Raw genomic sequence first — 5,860 nt, forward strand, 5'->3', positions numbered from 1 at the left:
CTGGTCATCGGTGGCAAAATCAATGCGTGCCACGCCGGGTTCGGCCGGGGTGGGAATAAGGCCGCCGCTGCTGTCGAGGGGAAGGCTGGCCAGCTGCGCAGCCAGCAGGGTATTGTTACGTGCAGAGTCAGACATAGTGTCCGGTATCCTTATTTATAGAGAAGTCATTTCAGCCTTCAGGCGGCAAAACAACATCTGGGGCTGAGCGGGAGACGAAAAAGCACGTAACATCAGTTTGTTACGCTGATCCGCAACATAGTGATATCGGCTCATATAGGGAATAATCAGAAATGAAAAACGCTATTTGGAATAGGCAAAAGGCACGTAAGGGGAAGCATTTAAAAAACGGCTTATAAAAAAATACAGCGATAACATCATGATATCCCCTCTCCTTATTACCCCCCTTCAGCCAACCGCAGGATGCAAAAAAACAAAACCAGAATGCTGATTTTCTTAATGCAGGAAAGCTGAATATCAAAGTCAAAAACGTGGTGGTTCATGCCCGAACAGACGCAGCGCGGAGACGACTCGGCACGCCTCCGTCGGCAATACGCCCTGAGCCGGGACGCGCGCGATGAGCGCCGCTAAAAGGATCGATCGAGTTTCATAACTCTGTATCATATTCAAAAAAATCCCCGGCCGAAGCCAGGGATGGATTTACGTTAAAATACGAAACGCTTAGACGACCTGATGCAGTTCCAGGCCGTGCTGAACCAGCAGCTCTACATCACCGCCGGTATGCTGATATACCTCATACTGAATACCGCCGCTGGTCACCTGACCGGCGTCCTGCCAGGTGTTGTGGGCAAGGTCTTCAACTTTCAGTTCAACCACGTCACCCTGGTCACCGGTAATGGCTAACTGCTTATGGTCATCCTGAATAAACAGATTGGCGTGTGCTTCACTGAGGATGTCGTTTAGCGTCAGATGCAGGGTATTCTGCACATGGTCAGTGATATCGACCGCAGCGGTGGATTTATGAGAATCGTCAACCTGTGCCAGTGTCAGAATAGGATGATGATTTGATGCATCTGACGATGTAAGCATTGAGGTAGTAGCGACGCTATGCAAAGTGGTCTGTAGAGCCCCATCCGTATCGGATTCGACATAGTTCACGGTATAGTGGTTACTTTCCTCACCGTTCGCGGTTGCCGTAAAGATACGGTTGCCCAGCCATGGCTGGAACGGACCGGTCATCTGGAATGTCCAGTGTCCATGAGTGTCCGCAACTACTGAGCCATCAATGTATGTATTCCCTGTCATCTGTACCACGTGGCTAATAACCACTACGCTTCCGTTTGCAGCTGTGCCTTCAATTTTCAGCCTGGAGTCATCTGTATTTCCATTATTGGCAACATTCCCGGTTGTTGAACCCTGGTCGTCAATCATATTCGTGATAGCTAATGGAAGCGGTGGCGGATCGATGTTAATCACAAACTTTTCTGATGTGTTACTCAGATTTCCCTGAAGCGTAGAGTCGACAGTAAAAATATGTGTGTGTGAGAGCTTATGATTCGGAGTGTATTGCCAGTGGCCATCAGCATCGGCAACAACTGAGCCATCACTACCATTATCGATGTACACTCTCACAATACTGCCTGCTTCTGCATGACCCTCTAAAGTTGGTTCATGATTGTCCGTGTAAGTCCCGCTTCCGAAGCTGCCACCAGTATCGCCATGATAGTAATCGATAGTCGGTGTCACCAAAGTGATCGATTCCGATACCACATTCACCACAAAATCAGCAGATTGCACACTGATATTACCTGCTGCATCTGTCGCGGTGATATGGAAGGAGTGTTCACCATCAGCACGCGCTGGCGACTTGAAGTTCCACGCACCATCTGAGCCTGCGATAACGGATCCCAACAATGTGCTGCCATCATATACCCTCACCACGCTGTTAGCTTCTGCATGACCATTCAAAGTCGGAGTAGTGTCATCGGTGGTGGTACCGCCCTTAAAGTCACCCGTCGCGGTACCGACATTGTCATGATATGTGTCGATAACCGGCTGGGCCGGTGGGGTTGTGTCTGGTGTGGTGCCGTCCTCATTGCTGAGAACATATTTCACATTGAACTGTTCACCATCCAGCTGGTAATAGTTACCAGCCTTATCAACGCTGGTAAGACCAAAAGAGTAAGTTTTCCCATGGCCCGTGAAGGCCTTCGGCTGGTATGTCCAGATACCGTCAGCATTCGCTAAGACAGGTTCACCATAGATTTCCTTACCGTTTTCATAGACGTGGATACGCACAGTCGCACCCGCTTCAGCATGGCCTGTTAAGATAGGACGGCTGTCATCTGTCAGACCACCATCTGTAATCTCGCCCGTCTTCAGACCCTCGTTATCCATAACGCTATCTATGACAGGTTTTTCAGCGACGGTATCCACCGTGATGGTGAATGCTGTTGAGGGAGCACTTTCACCTGCTGAAGTGACAACTGACGCAGTCAGATCGTGCTCGCCGTCTGCCAAAGTTGTCGGGGTGTATTTCCACCCACCACGAGCGCTTGCAGTAACGGAGCCCAGCAAAATGCCATTATCGTAGATATTAACGATTGCTCCGGCTGTGGCATGACCAGAAAGAGCAGGATGACTATCGTTCGTCACATCGCCGTTATTCAGAGGACCGGTCGCATTGTTGTGGCCTGCGACATTATCCTTCACCATATCAATGGTCGGCGCATCAATCGGTGTGATCTCGTCCTGATTGCTCGCCACATAATTTACTACATAGCCGTCACTGGCGGCGCTGACATTGCCTGCGGCATCCGTCGCGGTGGCGGTAAAGATTCGGTTGCCGTAGGAAGGCTGTAGCTCACCTGTCATCTGGAATGTCCAGTGACCGTTTGCATCAGCTACCGCCGAACCATCCGTATACACAGCTCCCGTCACTTCATATACATGGCTGATTTTAATGATGCTGCCAGCGGCTGCCGTCCCCGAGATCAACAGCAGGCTGTCATCGGTCTTGCCGCCGTCCGCAACCGGCCCTTGCTGTACGCCCACATCGTCATAGACATCGGTGATAACCGGCGCATCCGGCGGCGTGATGTCATCATGATTGCTGCCCGTCAGGGTCACCACAAAATCACTGCCTGTCGCCATATGGTCCACAGAGTCTGATGCCGTGACGTGGAAAACGTTATCCCCTTTCTGCAGCGCCTGCTTACCGGTGAACTGATAGCTCCAGGTGCCGTCCTTGCCGACTTCCACTTGTGCAATGTGGTGTAACTTTTGGGTAACAGGGCCGTCCATGGTGATGGTAATAATGCTGCCAGGCTCGCCGGTACCGTGCAGACCCGGCGCTGTATCATCGGTCGTACCGCCATTGTGGACGTCGCCCTGGTGCAGGCCGACATCGTCCGTCAGGGAGGTGATAACCGGCGCAGTGAATGCATCGCCGTTGGAGGCCACGCTTTCCACGCTGTATCCTTCGCTAACTGCACTGATACCTACTTCGTTGCTCGCCGTGGCGGTAAAGGTCCACTCACCCATCGCACTGGTAATGCTTTGTTTACCCTGTAACTGATAGCTCCAGTGACCGTCACTGTCAGCTACGACGCTGCCGAGTGAGTAGGTGTGGTCCTGGCTCGCAGAATAAACGGACAGCATAACCACGCTGCCCGCATCAGCGGTACCCGAAATCAGCGGCTGGCTGTCGTCGGTTTTGCCGCCCTGTGCCACATCACCCTGATACGTGCCCGCATCGTCATGCACTTCGGTGATAACCGGCGCCTGCGGTGCGGCATCATGGTTCAACTCAGTGGTATGGATGGTGTAAATTGTGGACGGATACAGCGTGTTGGTGCCCGCATCAATCAGGACTACCTGGAAGTCACAGGTCATGCCCGGCTTCAGCGGCGTTTCCGGCGTAAAGCTCCAGTTAGCATCACTGTCGACTTTGGTATACCCCACCACCGAGCCGTTCAGGAAAATGCGCAGTTCATAGCCTTGGGTATGCGGAATGTGGCCGCTGAGCGTGGGCTGCAGGTCATCCGTCAGGCCACCGTTGAGGACTGGCCCGGTGGAACGCCCGGCCGCGTCGGTGATAGTGTCAATGTTGACGAGCGTGGAATAATCGATACCTTCCGAGAGCGTAGTTGTCAGGTTGTTATTTTTTGTATCAGACATAGGGTCTGTTTCCTTATATAAAGATTAAAATTCAGCCCGGCGGAAAAGAAGCGGGTCACAAAAGTCATGCGAAAAACTAAAAGGACATAACATCAGTTCGTTATGCTGTCAGGCAACATAGAGATATAGTGGCGCTCAGGGAATGATCGAATGTTAAAAAAGGATTTTCATGAATTTGAATAATAAAAAACTTCCAGATTATAGGTCATTAATAATGAGATAAATAATTTAAAAACAATTTGTTATAAGAGAATATAACCTGTGATGACAGTCATCATTCCGGAGGAGGTAAATAATGCAAAAGCCATATCTGAATAATGAATCACTATGATTAAGTCGGACACTTGCGGGGCGCTGATAACAGGGATCTTTTGCAGGAAACGCTTCAACAAAATCCCCGGCCGAAGCCAGGGATAGATTGATGCTAAAACAAAAAACACTTAGGCGACCTGATGCAGTTCCAGGCCGTGCTGAACCAGCAGCTCTACATCACCGCCGGTATGCTGATACACCTCATACTGAATACCGCCGCTGGTTATCTGACCGGCGTCCTGCCAGGAATTGTGAGCGAGATCATCAACTTTCAATTCAACAATGTCACCCTGATCCCCCGTCACAGCCAGTTGTTGTTTACCATCCTGAATAAACAGATTGGCGTGTGCTTCACTGAGAATATCGTTTAAGTCCAGATGGAGGGCATTCTGAACATGATCAGTAATATCTACCGCCGCTATTGATTTATGGGCATCCGAAATTTGAGCCAGTGAAATAACAGGAACGGTATCAGATAAGCCTGCTTGCATATTATCGGGATGATCACTTTGGACATTTTGTAATGAAACAGGATCTGTATGATTTATTGTTGCCAGGAATGGGAACCAGGGTGATGGCTGCGTAGCAGCAACACCCGAATCAATATCAACAATAGGTCCACATGCTGTGTAGTCGCTTCCATGGAAATAAGAGATGATAAGCCCCAAATCAAGCGACTTCAATTCTCCGCTGCTCGTTTTCCCCAACACTACCCAATCGTAGACAGCTCCATTATATGTACTGATTAAACTGTCGGTAAATGACCACTCTCCTCGAGAGTCGACGGTTACTGAGCCACGCATCGTTGTTTGGACGGGCCCAAACTGTACTGCTTGCCATTCTTGCTGAATGTACAAAACCTCGCCTGCGACGCCAGTTCCATGGATGGTTGGCGTTGAATCATTCATTGCCGGCCATTCTTCGTCCCCCCTTAATGTTTGAGTGTACTGATAATTATCCTCAAGATAGTCAAGTTTCGCCGGACCTGGCTCTGGACTGGGAATATCAACATTCACCACAAAGTTACCGGAATGTCCGCTGACATGACCTGCCGCATCGGTCGCCGTCGCAAAGAAAGTGTGTTTGCCTTCGCTACGCGCTGACGGCGTGAAGCTCCAATCCCCGTTATTGCCTGCCGTAGTCGATCCCAGCAGCGTGCTTCCTTCGTATACCTTCACTACACTGTGCGCTTCTGCATGGCCCTTAAGCGTTGGCGTGGTGTCATCCGTGGTAGTTCCGCTGTTGAAGTCCCCGGTCGAGGTTCCCACGTTATCGTGGAAGGTATTAATCACCGGTGCATCCGGTGCCGTGGTATCCGGGACATCAATGGTGATCACAAAGTTACCGGAATGCCCGCTGACATGGCCTGCCGCGTTGGTCGCCGTGGCGAAGAAAGTGTGCTTGCCTTCGC

The 5,860-nt window shown here is 50.6% G+C and carries 2 protein-coding genes; both read right to left on the reverse strand.

Annotation, left to right across the window (positions count from 1 at the left end; translation table 11 throughout):
* Positions 1-678 precede the first annotated feature (678 nt).
* Positions 679-4,137, reverse strand: a complete 3,459-nt coding sequence (locus tag D5398_RS25130) for an Ig-like domain-containing protein (RefSeq protein ID WP_120510019.1) — start codon at positions 4,135-4,137, stop codon at positions 679-681.
* Between the two features lie 440 nt (positions 4,138-4,577).
* On the reverse strand, positions 4,578-5,860 hold a 1,283-nt coding region (locus tag D5398_RS25135), incomplete at its 5' end, for an Ig-like domain-containing protein (RefSeq protein ID WP_162940845.1).

This window comes from Rahnella bruchi (assembly GCF_003614975.1).
Taxonomy (GTDB): domain Bacteria; phylum Pseudomonadota; class Gammaproteobacteria; order Enterobacterales; family Enterobacteriaceae; genus Rahnella; species Rahnella bruchi.

Coding starts and splice junctions, on each gene's coding strand:
- D5398_RS25130 (WP_120510019.1), bottom strand. CDS start 4,137: ATGTCTGATACAAAAAATAACAACCTGACAACTACGCTCTCGGAAGGT.